Source organism: Mucilaginibacter hurinus (assembly GCF_003324525.1).
Classification (GTDB): Bacteria; Bacteroidota; Bacteroidia; order Sphingobacteriales; family Sphingobacteriaceae; genus Mucilaginibacter; species Mucilaginibacter hurinus.
Map to the genome: position 1 here is coordinate 84,884 of NZ_QGDC01000008.1, position 18,301 is coordinate 103,184.

An 18,301-nucleotide genomic window follows, 5' to 3' on the forward strand; every position below is an offset into this window, starting at 1 on the left:
TCAACCTAAACCTTATCACATTAGTAAGAAGAATCTTACAGGGGCAAATGTATAATTTTAAGTGTAAATAATACACTATCTGAGCTCAAAATATCTTTAAATAACAATATTTTTACACTTTGATGTTTAAACACATATTACAACCTTAAGGAATAAGCGAGTGCTGTGTTTTAGAATTTTTCTTACGGGCTTATTATAAACTTTTGAGCTACAATAGTTAAATGTCAGAATAAAAAATATTCTGGGTTGATAAAAGGTGTAGTGAGAGGATTGAATTTAAAAAAATCAGGGCTTTCACGAGGCGCCAGAGATACGGGCTGCTACCTTACCAGAAAACTAAGCGCGCCGGCATGTACTTTTATATCGGTTTGCACCGGATGGTCTATCTCTATTAACTCATCATCGGCATGCATAAGTCTCCCATCCCATTTAAATTTTATCTCCTGCCCCGTTAAGGTTTGGTACGGATACGGCGGACAATCAACAGCGTTACAAAGATGGAGTAAATGATCAGCAAACTTGTGGCGCTGGTTTTCAGGCAATAATATAATTTCAAACAGACCGTCGCCCGGGTCAGCATTAGGGGCCAGTACCAGGTTTGGCCCAAGCGAGCGGATATTCATTACTTCGGCGAGTATAAAATTACCGCTATGATTAACACCGTCTATCACCAGATGGCAATATTTCGCCTCGTAGTTAAGCACAATGTCACGCAGCATCTTTAGCGCCATCATAATCTCTTTCTCAGGCGTATCCATCAACTTTTGTTTATCTATCTTTTTTATGTCATGCATCAGTTTCGGAAATATGCCGAAACCAAAACCTTCAATAAAAAAATTCGCATCAGGCAAACCGCTTATAACCCCTACGTCCATAGCCTGAACTTTCTTTTGGTGCCACGACTGTACTGTGGGCTCCATTGCCTTATCAATTTGCAGGGTTTTAGCAATATTGTTGGCAGTGCCCGCAGGCAACAGGCCGATATCTAACCGCCAGCCAACGGTTGTTAATAAAACTTTTGCTACTTTACGTATGGTGCCGTCACCGCCCACTATTACCACCAAATCTGCGTCCTCGGGTATTTCTTCCCACCCCTCCTCTTTTAAAGACGCGTAATTACATTCAAAACCACCCTGTTCAATTACCGCAATTAGTTTTTCTTCTGAGTGATCTTTGTCTCCTGCTTTCGGATTGTGTAGTAACGCGGCTATCGGCATATATAATCTTTACAAATACAATCAATTAAAACATACTTTTTGTTTTGGGGTTGAAATAATAGTATACATAATATTATCAGCTATGAGGATATTGATCACAAATGACGACGGCATATATAGCCCGGGCATAGCCGCACTGGCACGTATCGCATCACGTTTTGGCGAAGTAAGAGTGGTTGCGCCTGATGTAGAACAATCATCTATGGGCCATGCGGTTACGCATTCGAGACCGCTAAGCTATAAAAAATCGCCTATTGAATTTCAGGGTATTGACGCTTACCGTGTCAACGGCACTCCTGCCGACTGTGTAGCGTTAGGCACACATTTATGGGCTAAAACAGATGTAGTACTCTCGGGGATTAATATGGGACCAAACCTGGGCAACTCAATGTGGCACTCGGGTACACTCGCGGCTGCTAAACAAGCCGTATTGTTTGGTATAAAAGGCATAGCATTAAGTACGCCGGTTGGAAAAACAGAGCCCGACTTTAATGCCTTAGAACCTTACATTGAAAAAACACTTGCGTTACTATTAAAAGACACTTCTTTATCACTTTATAATGTCAATTTCCCACCGACTCCGCAAGATATTATGTGGACAAGGCAGTCGGTAAGGCTTTATGACGGGACAATTGTACCCGGCACAGATCCATTGGGACGAAAGCACTACTGGTTTACAGTAACACCATTGGAACCTGCTGAAGAAGGCACTGACCGTTGGGCAGTTGAAAACAACTATGTATCTGTTACGCCGCTACGGCTCGACCTGACAAATGAAGATGAACTGCGGAAAGTAAAAGAAGCGACGCCTACTCCGGCTGCGGTTTAATTTTAAAACCCGCCGAAACGGTATTACCACGTAATACAATATTGGGATCGGGGTATGGTGTACATGGCAAGCCGTGGTCAAAACACTGATCGCCGGGCAAAGGCTCGTATAACCGTATCCCATTTATCTTGTGTTCTAAAAAATAACTTCCAACCGGGTTGGGCAAAATAGCTGGTTTAACAACTACAGAATTTAAATGATACACCGAGTTTTTGATATATGACCTTGCCCTGCCCGTTTCGGCACAAAACAACAAGGCTATAAGTATATTTAAAATTAACACAGGCTTAAACGTTGCGGGTATACGCCATTTTACAGCTAACAATAGCACTGATATGCCTGCTACAATAAAAGCTAAACCGAACCTCAACACCGGCGCGGTTAAAACCCAAAATAAACTACCGGATAATGCTGTAATAACAATACAGGTGACGATGTAATTGGCTTTTAGACGATTAATAACCTGAAAAACCAGCGATATTAACGGCAGCACTAAACCAGTGGTTATAAATGCCTGCTCATATACTTTCAACTGCATCCACCACAACGGAAACCAATCTGTTATGGCCATGTGCGCCGATGCCGCATAAGCCGGGCCAGGGTTACGCGCCCAGCCGGTTACAGATTCGTGCTCGCCTGCCGCTTTGTCAAGAGGAACTTTCCAGTCGAAACCAAAAAGGTCAAGTGACGGGAATGGATATATCAGCCAGCCCGATAAGATAACATTACGTGTAAGCCAGGGCAGCATGATCACTACGGGGATGAATAACAAGATACACCACTGCCTGGCACTGATTTTTACCCGGTACAACAGTAACAAAGGTAATAGCAACAACGGCAATACTGAAAGCTTAACCGTAACCACGTAGGCGGAAAGTATTAAAACCGGCAAATAGTTACCAAATGTAAAAGGACGGCCAGCCGTTGTTAAGCCTGCTGTATAAGCAAAAACAAATATGGTGAACACCAATGATATAAAATCAGGACTTGGGGAGGTTAAATTACCGGTTAAAAGCAGTACCGTTAATAGCAGCATTACCATAAAAAACACTATGCCTGTAAGGCCTTGCTTAAAAAATATGCCGTAGATAGTATTTATGAACCATGGCACAACTATAACAAATACCGTAAAATTAATGCTGTAAATATGCTGGCTGAAAACGGATGATAAAGAGGTTAAGGCAAACAGGCTGAAAACGTTGGGGTTAAAGCCAAAGCGGCCGTGCAGATTAGCAAGACCGGGTATAGCCGGATACTCCTCTATCCATTTGATAGCCTGCGTATGATAAAGTCCGGTATCATAATTATCGGGCGCATTTATGGCGATGAGTATAGCGGGGAAGATAAAAAGTAATGACAAGACAAGCTGAGTTGGCTTGTAAATCATGTTGTTTACCGCAGCCACCACATCTTTAATAACAAAACGGGCTATAACCGCCAATAATGCCAGCATAAAAAGCAATAGCAAGCCGTTAACCGGAAATAGCAGCGATGTAACTGACGTAAAGGTGTTAACGATAACCAGCCCTATCAGCATTCGCACGGCAAATGATGTATTGATTTTCAGCAACCTGGTAACCAGGAAACCCAATCCGCAAAACAGTAACAGGGAAAGTAAACTTGATAAAAGCAGTGCAAGCATATTTTTCCGGGTAAATTACTGTGAAAGTTTATTTTTACAGGTGTCGGGTTGAAAACTAATTGATGTTAAAGTGCGCTGACAACGACGCGCTAAATATTCAAATAATAGATACTATATCCAATTTTTTAAAAAAAAATTGCCATTTAGGGCATAAAGTGTTCTTTTTACAACAAGTTAATCATACTTTTACCTCCAAATTAAAAAATAACCGAGTTCTATGATAATTATTGCCGATGGTGGCTCTACCAAAACTAACTGGTGCCTTGTGAATGAGGAAGGCAAAAAAGTATACTTTAATACCGAAGGCTACAATCCCTTTTTTGTTAGCAGGGAATATGTTATACAATCATTGCGCGAACACTTGCCTACCGATTTACCGGTAGATAAAATAACTGAAGTAAATTACTACGGTGCCGGGTGCTCCACCGAAGAAAAACGCAACCAGCTTAAAGGATCGATGGAAGCAGTATTTACTACCGCTAAAATTAACATAGGACATGATTTGCTTGCCGCGGCAAGGGCACTACTAGGTCATACCGAAGGCTTTGCGGCTATTTTAGGTACAGGAATGAACACTTGTACTTATGACGGCAAAAACATACTTCAAAACATTGATTCAGGCGCCTATATTCTTGGCGACGAAGGCAGTGGCTGCCACATAGGCAAAAAACTGCTTACCGACTATATACGCGGTTACATGCCTGAAGCTGTACGTAAAAACTTTTGGGATACCTTTAAGCTTACGCCTGACGATGTAAACGAAGAAGTATACACAAAGCCCCTGGCCAACCGTTTTTGCGCCAGTTTTAGCAAGTTTGTGTACGATAACAACGTACACCTGGAGTATTCACGTAACCTGGTGCGTACATCATTTGAAGATTTTTTTAATAATGTAGTAACTCACTACCCTGAGTACAAAAAATATACTTTTAACTGCATCGGCTCAGTTGGATACAACTTTCGTAACGTACTCGAAGAAGTTGTTACCGAAAACGGCATGACTGTAGGAAAAATCATCCGCTCGCCTATAGATGACCTGGTGAAGTTTCACCTTGAGCTTGCGCCAAGCCAGCTGTAAGTTGACTTATTATTATGCCCTACACAGTTGTGTAGGGCTTTTTTTTGCCCATAATTTTTTGCTGAATGTTCTGGATAATTTAGTTTTTTAGTTCTATAATCTCCATTTATAATTTAATTTCTCCCTTTATTAGTGCACCTTTGCATTAGTAAATGCGGAGGCTAAGGGCACATAACAAATTATCTTATATTGCAGTATTCGTACTGCTTATATTTAGTTGCACGCTGTTTGCCGATGTTTTACACCATCACGAAACCGCATCAACGGCGAACGTTTGCGATCATAACTACAAGCATAAACATGTTTCGATTAGTAAAGCAAAGGCAGCCTGTGACATTTGTACGCACTTAAATAACCGGCAAATACAGCATCACTCAGATGCGTATGTATTAAACTTTGCACTGCATGCTACTAATCGGGCAACAGTTTTTACTTATGATTTTGCCGCAATATACTCAACCAGCTTTTACTGCTATCTGACACGGGGCCCGCCTGTTTTGCTTTTCTCTTAAATTTTATTTTATCCTGTTTATTGCTATTGCATAATTGTATATATACAATTATTTGCACGGCAGTATTTTCATGTATTTTTTTGCTTTAAATTATGCTGCAACGACTGTTGCTGTTTATTGCCATTTTAAATTTGGCAAATACAGCTATGGCGTTACCATTAGATAGCTGTAACCTTATTTTTAAAGGGACGGTTATTGATGGTAATACTAACACTTTACTTAAAGGTGCTACTATCATCATAAACGGGCAAATAAAGGCATCATCGCCTGAGTTTGCCGAATTTACGTTTAATGATATATGCCCCGGGTTACTTATTATAAAAGTGACCACCCCCGGCTACGCCGACACCGATACGGTTATTAATATCACATCTGCCCGGCAGGTGATCATAAAGCTGTATGCTTCGTCCAAAAATTTAAGCGAGGTACAAATTTCAGCTTCAAGGCCACATGTGCATAATACGGCTATATCATCGCAGGTAAGCAATACCGATTTGCAACAGGCTAGAGGAAGCCTGCTTGCCGAAGCACTGGCTAATATACCCGGTGTAAATATGCTGCGTACAGGCACCGGTATTGCAAAACCTGTTATACAAGGCTTGCATAGCAACCACCTGCTTACGTTGAATAATGGGATAAGGCAGGAGGGCCAGCAATGGGGTGCCGAACATGGCCCCGAAATAGATCCGTTTATAGCAGGCAGGTTAACTGTTTTAAAAGGTGCCGAAGCAATACGCTTTGGTCCGGAAGCTGTAGGCGGAGTTATACTTGTAGAACCTGCGGAGCTGCCGCAAAAAAAAGGTATACAGGGCGGTGTAAACCTGGTGGGCGGCACAAATGGCCGGTATGGTGTTGCATCGTTAATGCTTGAAGGCGCACCGGGAAAACTTAAGGGGTTTGCATGGCGGGTAATTGCTACAAAAAAACGATCGGGCAATATACAAACGGCCGATTATTACATGAATAACACAGGTACCGACGAGTTAAGCTTTGCAGCTACGTTAGGGCATAAAACAAAGCGCCTGGAAACTGAACTTTACTACAGTCGTTTCAATACGTCCATAGGGATTTTTAACGGAGCACACATAGGCAATGTTACGGATTTAACAGATCGTATAGCCAATGGAAGACCATTTGAAAACGGCACATTCAGTTATGCTATTGGCGTACCCCGGCAAAATATCGTACACAACCTGTTTAAATTTAAAGCCGGATACCAACTAAACCCTGTATCACGGCTCAATGTTATCTACGGCCTGCAACGTAATAACAGGCAGGAGTATGATCTGCGGCGCAAGATAAGCGAAACCCCTTCATTAGACCTTGTATTAACAACGCAAACGCTTGACATTAATTTTGAAACCTTTAGCACCAATGGCTGGAAAACTACAGCGGGGCTGAGCGGGTTATTACAGGTTAACAATAGTGTACCCGGCACGCTGGCCACCCCATTGGTTCCAAACTTTGACAGTTATGGCGCGGGTGGCTACCTGGTTGCAAGGCTAATACGGAACAGCTACGAACTCGAAGGTGGTATACGATTTGATCATAAAGGGCTCTCTGCGGCCGGATACCGTAACGAAATTATTGACGGCACTACAAACCAGGTCTTTTATACCGGGAACCGCAAATTTAATAACATAACGGCTTCGGTAGGCGGAGTGCTGCATATAAACGATCATCTTGATATCCGTACCAACGTGGGTTCGGCCTGGCGCCCCCCTGTAGTCAGTGAGCTTTACAGCGATGGCTTACACCATGGTACGGCAGCTTACGAAAGGGGAAACAGCATGCTAACGGCCGAAAAATCGTACAAATGGATAACCAGCGTTGACTTCAATAAGCAGAAAGTACAGATACAGGCAAGCGCTTATGTAAACCTGATATATGATTATATCTACCTGCAGCCATCTAACCAGCTCTATGAAAGTTTGCGCGGTGTGTTCCCAACGTTTGATTACAAACAAACCGACGCTACGTTTGCGGGAGCGGACTTTTTAATGACTTATAACTTTTTGCCTGCATTCGGTTATGAGTTAAAAGGCTCCGCAGTTAGGGCGCGCGATATAAAAAACCAGTTGTATTTACCCTGGATACCTGCCGACAGGGTTGAAAACAGCATAAGTTGGAATATCGGGGGTAAGCCGGAAAATTTTATAAAGCTGGGTTATCAGTTTGTTGCAAAGCAAACACAGTATAACGCCGGCAGCGATTACGCTGCTCCGCCCCCGGCCTACCACTTATTGAATGTTAACGCTGGTACAAAAATCAGGTTACCCAACCGCTACCTAAACCTAAATTGTACCATTAATAACCTTACTAATAAATTGTATAAGGATTATATGAACCGCTTTAGATATTACGCCCATGAAATGGGTATCAACTTTATACTACGGGCCTCCTATAATTTTTAAAGCATCATTAACAAATTAAAAAAAACATTAAAACATTAATATTATGAAAACTCTTTCGCGTAACATACTAGCCGCCATCATTATAGGATCAACATTATTTTTGAATGCCTGTAAAAAAGACAACCCTGTGCCGGAAGTTAACCAGGAGGAATTTGACGGGGCCGTGTTTAATTTTATTGAACTAGAAGGCCATGATGATCATTTCCATGAAACAACTGATACAACCAAGGTAATATTAAAGGCCGATGGCTCGGCCTCCCCCAGCCACATGCATTTAACCGAAGGGCACACCTATAAACTCCTGATCAATATTTTTAAAAATAACAGGATAATTAACCAGGAATTTATTGACGAGGGGGATATACATCAATTCTTCTTTATCCCAAGTAAGCCTGACTATATTAAATACACCTACCTGGACAGAGACAAAAATGACCGTCCGATAGGGTTTGTTGGTAATGTGGAAGTGTTAAAAGCTGATAACGGCGCCTTTGATTTTAAGGTTGTTTTAAGGCATGGTTTAAATAAAGCGCATTCCGCCGCGCAAGCATGGGATAATGCAAATTATAGCCAGGCAGGCGGAGCGACAGATATGGAAGCCGAATTTGAGATTCACCCGTCAGAGCACGACGGGCACGATCATGAAGATCATTAATGGCTGTTGACTTAGAAAGAAAACGGATAGGAATACCCTGTCCGTTTTCTTTTTTTAAGCCGGCTATTCGGTAGTTTGAATATTTAGCTCGTTCTGGAATATCTTATTATACTTCCTCCTGTCAAACTTATAGAGTTTAGCTGCACGGTATGAAACGCCCTTTTGCTTCTCACTTAGTTCTTTCAGGAAGCCATAGCTCAGCATCTTTTTACGGAAGTTACGCTTATCAAGTTTTTTGTCCTGAATAACTTCATATAAGGATTGCAGCTGCGTTAGTGTAAACTTCTCAGGTAACAGGTCAAATGCTATCGGCTGATAATTAAGCCTGCGGCGAATACGCCTAAAAGCAGTCTCAAAAATTGTGGTATGGTCAAAAGCCAATTTCGGCAGGTCTTTTACAGGGTGCCAAAATGCCTTTTTCGCATATTGGGTTATGGGGGTCAGGTCTTTTTGCCCGCTTATACGTATTAGCGCGAAGTACGCTATTGTAACCACCCTGCCCTGCGGATGGCGGTTAACGTCGCCAAATGTATGCAACTGCTTTATAGGCATGTTACGCAGCCCGGTAAGCTCATATAAAATACGTTTTGCACCATCGTCAATACTTTCGTCTTGCTCAACAATATAACCCGGCAGTGCAAACCAATCTTTAAAAGGCTCTTCGTTGCGTTCTATCAAAAGTATCTTCAACTCGCCGGCCTCAAAACCAAAAATCACACAGTCTATTGAAAATACGGAATCAAATTTAGGTAAAGCTGTTTCCAAATTATTAATTTATTTACAGTTAAATATATGTCTTAATTACATACAAAAAAATAAAAATAAATTTAATGGTGTAAATCTCACACCTTATCTTCGTACTTTATTTCTGAATAGCTGAAAAAGATGCAAAAACTCTCAAAAATAGCTGTTCTTACTTCCGGAGGCGATGCCCCGGGCATGAATCCCTGCATAAGGGCAGTGGTAAGAACAGCAATATATAATGGCCTGCAGGTTACCGGTGTAAGGCAGGGCTATCAAGGCCTTATAGATAATAACATGTACGAAATGAATAACCGCTCAGTTAGTAATATACTTAACCTGGGCGGTACTATTTTAAAGACAGCCCGCTGTTTACCTTTTCGTACTGACGAGGGCATGGAAATAGCCTATAATAACCTGCGTGCCCGCGGTATAGACGGGCTGGTAGTTATAGGCGGCGACGGTACCTTTACCGGTGCTTTACGTTTCTCTAAAAAGTATCCGGATATAGCAGTTATGGGTGTACCCGGCACTATTGACAACGACCTCTATGGGTCAACCTACACGCTGGGCTTTGATACAGCTACCAATACGGTAATTGAAGCGATAGACAAAATACGTGACACTGCGGACGCACATGACCGTTTATTTTTTATTGAGGTAATGGGTCGCGACTCCGGTGCGATAGCGTTGCGCGCAGGAATATCATGTGGTGCCGAAGCCATACTATTGCCTGAAAAAGAAACCGCTATTGAAGAACTTATAGTAAGCCTCAAGGCCGGCCAGTACAATAAAAAATCGTCAAGTATAGTTATAGTGGCTGAGGGTGACAAACACGGCGGCGTGTATGACATTGCCAAGGCGGTTGAAAAAGAAGTTAAAAACTACGATATCAAAGTAACCATCCTGGGCCACCTGCAACGTGGCGGCAGCCCAAGCAGTTTTGACCGCATACTGGGCAGCAGGCTGGGATACGCAGCCGTAAACGCGCTTATAGCCGGCAAAACACAGCAGATGGTTGGCTTACAAGCAAATAATATTGTTTCAACCGACCTGGAAGAAGCTCTAAATCAACATGAATTTAAACTGGAAGATGATTTGATGCAGATGATGGAAATATTGTCGATATAAAACTGATGATAGCGGTAATATACAGCGGATCACACTATGCACACTGGCGCCTGGCAGATAAGGGCAGAACTGTGGCATCTTTCAGAACCACTGGTATAAACCCGTACTTCAACGACGAAAAACAGATAGTTCAGCTGTTTAATAAAAACATCAACCTGATACATCATGCCGAAGGCATTAAGCGTATCTATTTTTTCGGCCCCGGCCTTTATTCGGCTGAGCTTAAAGAAATTATACGTAGTGCTTTTTCAGTTTTTTTTAAGTTTGCCAAGATTACTATTGGTAATGATATAGATGCCGTGGCGCGTGCTGCGTGCAAAAACGAGGAGGGTATTGTTTGCATTTGCGGCAGCGGCACAAACGCTGCATGGTATGATGGCAAAAAAATTAAACCGAATAACTACGGTCTTGGCTATGTTTTAGCTGACGAAGGCTCCGGAAACTGGTTAGGCAGACAACTGCTGAAAGCATTTATTAACGAAACTCTGCCAGAGGGCTTGCGTAAAAAATTTACAAAAAAGTACAATTTTGACCGCAACACGATTTTAGAAAAGGTTTACAAGCAAAAGCATCCGGCATTATTTTTAAGTTCGTTTAATGATTTTTTTATTGATAACCGCGAGGATAAGTATATAAAAGAATTGCTTAAAAAAGGCTTTAATAAAATTATGACAGTTTATTTACTGCCTTTATACAAACAATATCCCGGCACAAGCGTACATTTTTCGGGGTCAGTTGCCTCGCATTTTCAGGATGACTTGCAACAGGTGGCCGCAGGAGCCGGTATTAATATAAGTAGCATTGCACGTTCGCCTATTAATAATTTATTAACGTATTACACACACACAAATTAAATAATATGAAAATTGGAATTAACGGTTTCGGCCGTATTGGCCGCCTTGCTTTCAGGGTAGCAATTGAAAGACCAGATATCGAAGTAGTTGGTATAAACGATCTTATTGAGCCTGATTATATGGCTTATATGTTAAAATATGATTCAACCCATGGTAAATTTGATGGTACCGTTGAGGTTCAGGGTGGTAACCTTGTAGTTAATGGTAAAACTATCCGTGTAACAGCCGAGAAAGATCCGGCCAACCTTAAATGGGGTGATGTGGGTGCCGAGGTAATCATCGAATCTACCGGTTTATTCCTTACCCAGGACACTGCTCAGAAACACATTGACGCCGGCGCGAAAAAAGTAGTTCTTTCTGCACCCGCTAAGGATGACACCCCTACTTTTGTAATGGGTGTGAACCACAAAGAACTTAAAGCTGACCAAAACATCGTATCGAACGCATCATGTACTACCAACTGCTTAGCGCCATTGGCTAAGGTTTTAGATGATAAATTCGGTATTGAAGAAGGTTTAATGAGCACTATACACGCGGTTACCGCAACCCAAAAAACAGTTGACGGCCCATCGGCTAAAGACTGGAGAGGTGGCCGTGGCGCTTATCAAAACATTATCCCTTCATCAACCGGTGCTGCTAAAGCCGTTGGTTTAGTACTGCCGCAGTTAAAAGGTAAGTTAACCGGTATGTCATTCCGCGTTCCGGTTGCCGACGTATCAGTTGTTGATTTAACTGCCCGCCTTAAAACGCCAGCTTCATACGATCAGATTAAAGCTGCTATGAAGGAAGCGTCTGAAGGTGAGCTTAAAGGCATATTAGGCTACACTGAAGATGAAGTTGTTTCTGAAGACTTCAAAGGTGATGCACGTACATCGATATTCGATGCTAAAGCCGGTATTGCATTGAGCGACAACTTTGTTAAAGTTGTATCATGGTATGATAACGAGTGGGGTTACTCAAATAAACTGATAGACCTTGTACAACAAATTGGCAAACTGTAACATTGTCTTTTGAAAAGCAAAAAAGCCTCCCGGAGTCGGGAGGCTTTTTTGCTTCTTGCGGATAGCAATAGTTTTATTCATACTTATTCTGCTCATTAATAATTCCCTGTACCTAAAAAGGGAAAATGGCGTTTACATCAAGTCTCTGTCGTTATGTTCACGCCAAACTTTATGCGCCAGATAAAACAAAACAATGGCAGGCACTAAACCCGCAAATATACCCGCAGTCTCCGTTTTGGGATAAGTGGTTATGGTTTCATAAATCAGCAATCCCAGCGATATGAATCCCCCGATAAGAAACAGGTAAAAGAATTTGTAACTCATAGCTTCTCTTTAACCTATACGTTTAAATACAATCGCGGCCAACGGCGGCAGCGTTATGCTGATGGACGCATCTTTGCCATGCCAGTCCAGATCTTCACTGCTAACAGTTTCATAATTACCCGTACCGCTACCCCAAAACTCCTTAGCGTCTGAGTTAAATATTTGCTTCCACTGTCCCGCTGCTGGTACCCCAATCCGGTAACCATGCCGGGTTACTGGTGTCATATTCAGTACCACTACAAGATCATTCTGCGCGGTATGCCCTTTTCGGTTGTAAACGAGTATGGAATCTTCGGCGTTGCCTCCATCCACCCATTCAAAGCCCTGCGAATCGAAACCCTTTTCATACAATGCCGGTTCTGAGCGATAGAGGTGGTTAAGGGCTGTAACAGTTTCTTTTACACCCCGGTGGTTTGGATATTCCAACACGTGCCAGTCCAGCGAATATTGATAGTTCCATTCATGGCCCTGGGCAAATTCTGCACCCATAAACAGCAGTTTGGTACCCGGATGGGTAAACATATAGCTGTATAATAACCGCAGGTTAGCAAATTTCTGCCACTCATCACCGGGCATTTTATTAATCATGGATTGTTTGCCGTATACCACTTCATCGTGCGAGAACGGCAGCATAAAATTCTCCGTAAAGGCATATATGGTACTAAATGTTATTTGTCCATGATGATATTTACGGTAAACCGGATCGTTTGAAAAATATTGCAGGGTATCATGCATCCAGCCCATCATCCATTTCATACCAAAGCCCAGGCCACCCGCAAAGGTAGGCCGGCTAACACCCGGAAACGCCGTAGATTCTTCGGCTATAGTTTGTGTATCGGGGAAGTGCGCATAAACGGCTTCGTTAAACTCTTTTAAAAAAGATATCGCCTCCAAATTTTCATTACCGCCATATATATTAGCCTCCCATTCACCATGGTTACGTGAGTAGTCTAGGTAAAGCATAGAGGCGACTGCATCAACCCGTAAGCCATCAACATGATACCGGTCGAGCCAAAACAAAGCGTTGCTAATCAGAAATGCCCGAATCTCGTTACGGCCATAGTTAAAGATGTATGATTTCCAGTCGGGGTGATAACCTTTGCGGGGGTCAGCATGTTCATATAAATGCGTCCCGTCAAACCTGTATAGCGCGTGCATGTCTCCGGGGAAGTGTGACGGCACCCAATCCATTATTACGCCTATGCCTGCATTATGCAGGCGCTCAACCAATTCCATTAACTGTTGCGGCGTGCCATAGCGCGATGAAGCGGCAAAATAACCGCTTACCTGGTAACCCCAGCTTGGATAATAAGGATGCTCAGCAATAGGCATAAATTCCACATGGGTAAAACCCATCTCCCTTAAGTAAGGCACCAGTTTATCGGCTACTTGTGTATAGCTTAAAAACTCGTCAGGACTTTCGGGACTACGTGCCCATGAACCTACGTGCATTTCATAAACCGAATACGGTTTGTCAAGTGCATTATGATTGTACCGGTTAGCCATCCATTGCTGATCATTCCACTCATAGTAAGTATCTGCCACGATAGAGGCCGTAGATGGCGGCAACTCCCAACGCAGCGCAAACGGGTCGGCTTTTTCCAGTTCCTCGCCGGATGAAGCTTTGATGAAGTACTTATATGTTTCGCCAACGCCAACATGCGGAATAAAACCTTCCCATATGCCGGAACTATCCCAGCGCACAAGCAAAGGGTGTGAACCGCGGTTCCAGCCATTGAAATTCCCGATGACTGATATATACTGGGCATTAGGAGCCCAAACGGCAAAATAGGTACCAACTACTCCCTTATATTCAACTACATGTGAACCAAATTTTTCATAAAGCTTGTAGTGCTTGCCCGAGCGAAATAATGAGATATCAAAATCCGAAAATCGGCTATAAGGTTCAACAGCGCTTAAATTCAAAACAACATCAGCAGCCTGTGGTGAGATGGGCTTGCCTTTACTTTTTTTTTCAACCTTGGGCGCGCCATCGGTAATTTTTGTTTTTGTTGCTCTTTTAGCTTTTTCTGGTTTTAACGCAGTTACTTCGGGTTCTGTTACTTTGGTTTGCTTTGCCATGTTTGGGTAGCCATTAAAGGCGTAAGTCCGCTGTATTGCGGGTATATTAGTAAATCAAATATATCAAATTCAACATACTAATTAGCCGCTTTGTTTTATGCATCAATTTATCCGGGTAAATGAAAAAGAGGTTGCCTTTTTAAGGGCAACCTCTTGTAATATATGGGTCAGTATAGTAGCTTGTTATTGAGGCGAATCACCTGTTTGAGGGGCCGGGGTAGCTGATGGTGCAGCAGCCGGACTTGCTTTCTGCTCATCGGTGGCTTTGCCAATCAAATCCATAAATTGGTCGAGCTTAGGCAGTATAATGATTTGCGTGCGCCTGTTTTTAGCTTTACCTGCAGGTGTGCTGTTATCGGCTATCGGGTTGTATTCACCGCGGCCGCCGGCAGTCATCCGTTTACCATCAACACCGTAGGTGTTTTGCAGACTTTGCACAACCGAAGATGCGCGCAGCGCGCTTAAATCCCAGTTATTGCGTATGTTAGTTTGCTTGATAGGCACATTGTCGGTATTACCTTCAATCAGCACATCATAGTCCTTATGGTCTTTAATAATTTTTGCAATTTTGCTGAGCGTTTCGCCGGCTTTGTCAGATATCTCATAGCTGCCTGACTTATATAACATATTGTCTGCAAGGGAAATATAAACCACCCCTTTTAACACCTTTACGTCGACGTCCCGCATTTCAGACTGACTGAGCGAACGGGTAAGGTTATTGGTTAACACCATATTAAGCGAATCGCTTTTGCTTTTGGCATTTACCAGTTGCTGTATGTATTTGTTTGATGCATTTATTTCATCAACAAGCTTAGAGATATTGAGGTTACCTTGCCCGCTGGTTGTTAAACATTTATCTAACGCTGCCTGTAACTGACGGGCATTGCGTTGTTCTGATTTCAGCCTGTCTTCCAGGTTTTTTACATTGTTGGTTAATACCGCTACGTTGCGCTCACTGGTGAGGTATTTATTATTAAGATTACGGGTATTACTATCCAACTGGTTGTAGCTGTACTGCAGCTCTTTATATTTTTTGCTGCTCACACAACCCGTTGCTATCATGGCCACCGCGGCCACTGATGCTATAGTTATAGGGAACTTCATATACTTATAGTTTTGATAATAAATTGATTAACATTTTACTAAACCAACTAAAAGCTATAAAGTTTTTGTGTGGTGGCGGAATTTTACCTCATTAATGAAAATGGCCGCGTTTACAAGCGGCCACTTCATTCAGTTAGATTTACTTCTTTATTTCGATATGCTTAAATGTTTTGGTGTGTTTAAACTCAAGCACCTTTTCGCTATTTATAGCGTAGTCAGTAATCTCTTTGCCGTCAACACTGATATGCGCAGGTATAAAAGGCAAGCCAATTATATTAAAGCAATAAGCATCATACCTGGGTGTGTACAACCCTTCCATACTTTGCTGTATTTCCAGCGAGCTTTCGGTGCCGTTAACAATAAACTTTTTCTCTGAATAAATATCCTGTTCATAAGCAAACGACTCTCCATGATCCTCAAAAAAGAATGAATTCACTTCGTAATCGCTGTAGTAAACATTCATTTTTACTTCTTCTATTGGCTTCTCGCCCACATACTGCATTACAGGATATTCCGGAATAACCGAACCCGCTTTAATAAAGATAGGTATTGTTTCCAGCGGCGTTGGCGTCTCCACCTCGTCGCCCCCAACTGTCACCTCGTTGGTCCAGTAGTTATACCAATCACCCTTTGGCAGGTATACCTTACGGCTTTTTTGACCGGGCTCCATTACAGGACATACAAGTATTTTATCACCATATGTGAATTCATCCTGCCGGAAATGGTTTTTCAGCACTTCCTGCTCCTGCATTACAACCGGCCTTAATATAGGAAACCCGTAACGATGATGTTCCCAAAACGCCGAGTACATATAGGGCAATAAACGGTAGCGCAACTCAATAAACTTACGATTTATGGCTGTAAACGGCTCACCAAAGCTCCAGGGCTCGCGCTCTTTAGTATCTCCGGCAGAATGGGCCCGCATGAACGGGGAAAATGTGCCCATTTGTATCCAGCGGGTAAATAGCTCACCGTCAGGTTCGCCGCTAAAACCACCTATATCCGTGCCGCAAAAAGGTATGCCCGACATTGACAGGCGCTGACACTGAATGTTCCCCAGTTTTAAATGCTCCCAAGTGGCCACGTTATCACCTGTCCACACAGAGGCGTAACGCTGCAAACCTGAGTAGCCCGCACGGGTAATGGTGAAAGGGCGCTTGTTTTTAAATATCTTACGCATGCCTTCATAGGTAGCGCGCACCATTTGCATGCCGTAAACGTTGTGCGCCTTCCGGTGCGAACCACGATAGCCATCGTATTGGTGCCTTACATCATCGGGAAAAGTACCTGCGCCAAATACGGCAGGTTCATTCATATCGTTCCATACACCGGCCACGCCCATTTCTATGAGTTCATCAAACAAGCCTCCCCACCATTCGCGCACTTCGGGATTGGTAAAATCAGGAAACTGGCAACGCCCTGGCCAAACATGGCCTTCCATAAAATAGTCATCACTACGGCGGCAAAAATATTTTTTCTCTTTACCCTCTTTAAACACGGGGTAGTTATCGTCTACCCGTATACCGGGATCAATGATCACCACGGTTTTAAACCCGTCGGCGGCCAAATCTTTGATCATTTTTTTTGGATCAGGAAAGTATTTGCGGTTCCAGGTAAAACAGCGGTAGCCGTCCATATAGTCAATATCAAGGTAAATACCGTCGCATGGTATTTGATTTTGCCTGAAACCTTTTGCTACCACGCGTACTTTTGATTCGGGGTAATAACTCCAACGACACTGGTGGTAACCAAGGGCCCAAAGCGGCGGCATAGGATGCGTACCGGTAAGTAAGTGGTAGCTTTTTACCACATCCATCATATGTGGGCCGTGGATATAGTAGTATTGTAATTCGCCGCCATCAGCCCAAAAACTGGTTTTGGTTTTGTCTTCGGCACCAAAATCAAAATGCGCCTTAAAAGTATTATCGAAAAAAATTCCGTGCGCTATACCCTCATTAACGCTGATGTAAAACGGTATACTGCGATACAACGGATCCTGGTTCCAGCCAAACGAGTATGCGTCGGTATTCCAGTTAGTTAGTCTTTTGCCGCGCAGGTTAAGCTCGGTTGGCTTATCACCCATGCCAAAAAAATTCTCGTCGGGGTTACACGTTTTGGTACAAAACACATAATAGCCGCCAAACTTTGTATTTTCTTCCCAGTGCATCGGCGCCGCATCGGCGCTGGTAACCACATGGTTGCTATCTGAAAAAGATATAAAGAAATCTGACTTGCGGATATGGCAATTAACTTTCGCCGTTGATACTTTAAACTCCTTTTCGTCATTATACAAACTAACGGCGACAGGTTTGTTGCTTAGCTCCGGTACAGCGTATGAGAAATCTTCAAGGAATACGCCATGCGGCGCAACACGCACACGCATAATCTCTTCATTTACAACCACCAATTCTACTTTTGCGTCGCCGTCGGTAAAATAAAATTTGTTGCCTGCCTGCGAAACATGTGTGGGTATGCCAAGATATTTTTTTGTTATCGGCTTTATGCCGTCAGCCGGGTTATTTAAGTGTCTAAAACCTTCTTCTTCCTCAACCAGTTCATTAAATACTTCTTTCGGATTTAATATATGCTCTTCCATTCAAATCAATTAGTAAGTGCCACAAATGTGCCTAGTACACAACGTACATGCAATATAATATTTTAAGCCTTATCACCTCCCATTATTATGCCATTTGCCAATAATTTAAGTGTATTGTTAA

The 18,301-nt window shown here is 42.7% G+C and carries 14 protein-coding genes; 7 read left to right on the forward strand and 7 right to left on the reverse strand.

Annotated elements, in window-relative coordinates:
- Positions 1 to 320 precede the first annotated feature (320 nt).
- Complete coding sequence (locus DJ568_RS14405; protein ID WP_114005996.1) at positions 321 to 1,217, reverse strand: diacylglycerol/lipid kinase family protein; 897 nt, start codon at positions 1,215 to 1,217, stop codon at positions 321 to 323.
- A gap of 82 nt (positions 1,218 to 1,299) precedes the next feature.
- Between DJ568_RS14405 and surE the strand changes: the two genes are divergently transcribed.
- The gene (gene surE / locus DJ568_RS14410; RefSeq protein WP_114005997.1) at positions 1,300 to 2,046 is read left to right on the forward strand and encodes a 5'/3'-nucleotidase SurE; all 747 of its coding nucleotides are present in this window, start codon (positions 1,300 to 1,302) and stop codon (positions 2,044 to 2,046) included.
- Here the strand turns inward: surE and DJ568_RS14415 are convergent.
- Positions 2,027 to 3,688 carry an LIC_10190 family membrane protein gene (locus tag DJ568_RS14415; protein WP_147238768.1) on the reverse strand — a complete coding sequence of 554 codons (1,662 nt, stop codon included), beginning with the start codon at positions 3,686 to 3,688 and terminating at the stop codon, positions 2,027 to 2,029. The two genes, surE and DJ568_RS14415, sit on opposite strands and share 20 nt — an antisense overlap.
- 217 nt (positions 3,689 to 3,905) lie before the next feature.
- On the opposite strand from DJ568_RS14415, the gene DJ568_RS14425 reads away from it, so the two are divergent.
- The 3 genes from DJ568_RS14425 (at position 3,906) to DJ568_RS14440 (ending at position 8,347) form a co-directional block, all read left to right on the forward strand.
- Positions 3,906 to 4,766 carry an N-acetylglucosamine kinase gene (locus DJ568_RS14425; protein ID WP_114006000.1) on the forward strand — a complete coding sequence of 287 codons (861 nt, stop codon included), beginning with the start codon at positions 3,906 to 3,908 and terminating at the stop codon, positions 4,764 to 4,766.
- 604 nt (positions 4,767 to 5,370) lie between these two features.
- Positions 5,371 to 7,692 carry a TonB-dependent receptor gene (locus tag DJ568_RS14435; RefSeq protein ID WP_114006002.1) on the forward strand — a complete coding sequence of 774 codons (2,322 nt, stop codon included), beginning with the start codon at positions 5,371 to 5,373 and terminating at the stop codon, positions 7,690 to 7,692.
- A gap of 43 nt (positions 7,693 to 7,735) precedes the next feature.
- Entirely contained in the window at positions 7,736 to 8,347 is a 612-nt protein-coding gene (locus tag DJ568_RS14440; RefSeq protein ID WP_114006003.1) for a hypothetical protein, read from the forward strand.
- A gap of 63 nt (positions 8,348 to 8,410) precedes the next feature.
- On the opposite strand, the gene DJ568_RS14445 is transcribed toward DJ568_RS14440, so the two are convergent.
- Positions 8,411 to 9,112 carry an NUDIX hydrolase gene (locus tag DJ568_RS14445; RefSeq protein ID WP_114006004.1) on the reverse strand — a complete coding sequence of 234 codons (702 nt, stop codon included), beginning with the start codon at positions 9,110 to 9,112 and terminating at the stop codon, positions 8,411 to 8,413.
- A gap of 120 nt (positions 9,113 to 9,232) precedes the next feature.
- Here DJ568_RS14445 and pfkA point away from each other — a divergent pair, with 120 nt between their 5' ends.
- The 3 genes from pfkA to gap are packed head-to-tail and all read left to right on the forward strand — an operon-like array spanning position 9,233 to position 12,074.
- Positions 9,233 to 10,219 carry a 6-phosphofructokinase gene (gene pfkA / locus DJ568_RS14450; protein WP_114006005.1) on the forward strand — a complete coding sequence of 329 codons (987 nt, stop codon included), beginning with the start codon at positions 9,233 to 9,235 and terminating at the stop codon, positions 10,217 to 10,219.
- Between the two features lie 5 nt (positions 10,220 to 10,224).
- Complete coding sequence (locus DJ568_RS14455) at positions 10,225 to 11,073, forward strand: hypothetical protein (RefSeq protein ID WP_114006006.1); 849 nt, start codon at positions 10,225 to 10,227, stop codon at positions 11,071 to 11,073.
- A gap of 5 nt (positions 11,074 to 11,078) precedes the next feature.
- Complete coding sequence (gene gap / locus DJ568_RS14460; protein WP_114006007.1) at positions 11,079 to 12,074, forward strand: type I glyceraldehyde-3-phosphate dehydrogenase; 996 nt, start codon at positions 11,079 to 11,081, stop codon at positions 12,072 to 12,074.
- Positions 12,075 to 12,206: 132 nt separating this feature from the next.
- On the opposite strand, the gene DJ568_RS14465 is transcribed toward gap, so the two are convergent.
- The 4 genes from DJ568_RS14465 to DJ568_RS14480 all read right to left on the reverse strand — a co-directional run bounded on the left by DJ568_RS14465 (position 12,207) and on the right by DJ568_RS14480 (position 18,180).
- Positions 12,207 to 12,398: a hypothetical protein gene (locus DJ568_RS14465; RefSeq protein WP_114006008.1), complete on the reverse strand. Its 192-nt coding sequence runs from the start codon at positions 12,396 to 12,398 to the stop codon at positions 12,207 to 12,209.
- Between the two features lie 9 nt (positions 12,399 to 12,407).
- Positions 12,408 to 14,480, reverse strand: a complete 2,073-nt coding sequence (gene glgB, locus DJ568_RS14470; RefSeq protein ID WP_114006009.1) for a 1,4-alpha-glucan branching protein GlgB — start codon at positions 14,478 to 14,480, stop codon at positions 12,408 to 12,410.
- A 183-nt stretch (positions 14,481 to 14,663) separates the two neighbouring features.
- Positions 14,664 to 15,584 (reverse strand): OmpA/MotB family protein, encoded by a 921-nt coding sequence (locus DJ568_RS14475; protein WP_114006010.1) that lies wholly within the window; start codon positions 15,582 to 15,584, stop codon positions 14,664 to 14,666.
- A 139-nt stretch (positions 15,585 to 15,723) separates the two neighbouring features.
- Positions 15,724 to 18,180, reverse strand: coding sequence for a glycoside hydrolase family 31 protein (locus tag DJ568_RS14480; RefSeq protein ID WP_114006011.1), 2,457 nt, complete (start codon positions 18,178 to 18,180; stop codon positions 15,724 to 15,726).
- Positions 18,181 to 18,301: the final 121 nt, after the last annotated feature.